This is a genomic window from Desulfovibrio sp. SGI.102, assembly GCF_050314315.1.
Classification (GTDB): Bacteria; Desulfobacterota; Desulfovibrionia; order Desulfovibrionales; family Desulfovibrionaceae; genus Desulfovibrio.
The window spans coordinates 1-2,100 of sequence record NZ_JBNPNC010000110.1 but is presented as its reverse complement, the minus strand read 5'-3'; the positions used below and the strand labels follow the sequence as shown (position 1 = coordinate 2,100).

Sequence of the window (2,100 nt, the reverse complement as noted above, 5' to 3'; positions counted from 1 at the left end):
GCAGTGACCGTACTCTGGCTACAGACTTCCGTATAACGTCAGGTGTTCTAAATATAGCTTATCGGCACGGCATCGACTTCCGCCGTGATGGGCAAATGCGTCAGCGCCATGCAGAGCACCGCGCCATGTCCACGTTTCTGTTTAAGGACAGTCTCGATGGCATCGAAAGCTTTGATGTCTCCTGCGTTCGGGTTGCTCTTCTTCTTGATCTCGATGGGATAGAGCACGCCGTTCTCTTCAAGGATAACGTCTATCCCACGCCGGTCCTTGTCGCGATAGTAGTAGATGTTCGGCTGTTTACCATTGTGCCACCAGCTCTTCACGATTTCCGAGATGACATATGTTTCCAGCAGTTCACCGCTCATGGCACAGTTTTCCAGCGTCTGCGGGGCATTCCAGCCGGTGAGGTAACAGACCAGACCGGTATCCATGAAGTACACCTTGGGCGTTTTTATCACACGGCTGTTGATGTTGTTGTGGTAGGGCTGGAGTATGAAGATCAGTCCTGAGGTCTGGAGCAGGGATACCCACGCTTTGACTGTAGGCGCAGATATACCAACGTCGCGAGCGATGTCGGAGTAGTTCAGGAGCTGGCCGGTACGCGCCGCCAGCACCTTCATGAATTTCAAGAAGTCCAGCTCATTGCCAACAGAACCAAGATCGCGGATGTCGCGCTCGATGTACGTCTGCACATAGGCATCGTAGAAAAACTGCCACATGTCGTCGTCAGCCTCGTGCATCCTGGGATAGGCCCCCTTCCATATCTGATGGAAGACGGCTTCGATATCCGTCTTCGGGGCGAAGGTGGCGCGGGCTTCGATGGCTTTCGGTGTGGGCAGGAATAGCCGGCGTTCGGGCTGACCGTCGCGTTCGGCCTGAGAAAAGCCTTCAAGATGCAGGATGCCAACGCGACCTGCGAGACTTTCCGAAACGTTCTTCATGAGGTGGAACTGCTGTGAGCCAGTGAGCCAATACATACCGCTCTGCTTCTTCTCGTCCACGGCGGCTTTGATATAAGGAAAAAGCTGTGGCGCATACTGAATCTCGTCGATAAGAAGCGGAGCTTTGAAGCGCTGAAGGAAAAGTGCAGGATCGTTCTGGGCCAGACTGCGATTCTCCAGCGTATCCAGAGAAATATAATTTCTCCCATCACTCCCGCAGGCCTGAAGGATGGTCGTCTTGCCTACCTGACGCGGACCCGTCACGAGAAGAACTGGGAAGAAGTCGCTGACTTTCTGGATACTTTTCTCAAGAGTTCTGGCGAGATACATGGAGGCTCCGACTAATTAAAAGTATGATTTTTAATTAGTCGGAGCTGAGTGTTTTGTCAAGACCGCCCTTTGCCGGAGCAGAATGATGCGTGGCCTGCCGCGGTTCAGGGCCTCAAAACCTCAAAAGACCCTGCCGGTTCTCACAGGCAGGGTCTTTTGGGTATCCAGCTTTGGGGGCGCGTTTTAGGCCTTTTCGGCGGCATCCTGCTCAGCGGAGTACTGGGCTTCCATGCGCTTCAGCGTACGTCCTTCCTGCGCGGCCTTGATGTTCGCCGCCATCTTTTCGGCGAAAGTATTGGACATCAGCTTCTGCTCAGGAGCGTAGCCGCAAAGCTTCTTGTATTCCTCGACAGTGACGTCGTGGGACTTGAGATGCATGGACGTAATGGTCTTCATCTTCCTGCCGCAGATACAGCAGGTGATGTACTCGTCCGTAATAGCTTCAGCAGGTTTGCAGACAAGGCTGCGACGGGTAAGACGCTTCTTTTTGGGGGCATCAGGAGTGACCTCGGTCTCAACGGCTTCTTCAGCAGGAGCCTCAGCTTCTTCGCCAAGGTCAACTTCAGGAGCATTGAAAGTACGCTCGATCTGCAGGCACATGGCCTTCGCCTGGCCGAACTGCTCCATGACATAGGTCAGGGGCTGGTCAGGATAACGTTCACAAATAAGCTTAAGGAGGTCTTTGTCTTCAATAGCCATATCATTTCCCTCTTTTATTTAAGATATTTTATCCAGATTAAACAGTTTCACGGAATAAGGCAAGTCCTGCCATAAGCCTTTTTTCAACGCAGGGAGTCTTTACTATTATGACAGTTATTGCTATCACAAT

Annotated in this window: 2 protein-coding genes; both read right to left on the bottom strand. The window is 52.3% G+C overall.

Going from position 1 to position 2,100, the window contains the following annotated elements; genetic code table 11:
* Nucleotides 1-47: 47 nt before the first annotated feature.
* Nucleotides 48-1,271, bottom strand: a complete 1,224-nt coding sequence (locus ACQRCJ_RS12325) for an ATP-binding protein (protein ID WP_427799927.1) — start codon at nucleotides 1,269-1,271, stop codon at nucleotides 48-50.
* Between the two features lie 183 nt (nucleotides 1,272-1,454).
* Nucleotides 1,455-1,970, bottom strand: coding sequence for a MucR family transcriptional regulator (locus tag ACQRCJ_RS12320; RefSeq protein WP_168936357.1), 516 nt, complete (start codon nucleotides 1,968-1,970; stop codon nucleotides 1,455-1,457).
* Between the last annotated feature and the right edge of the window lie 130 nt (nucleotides 1,971-2,100).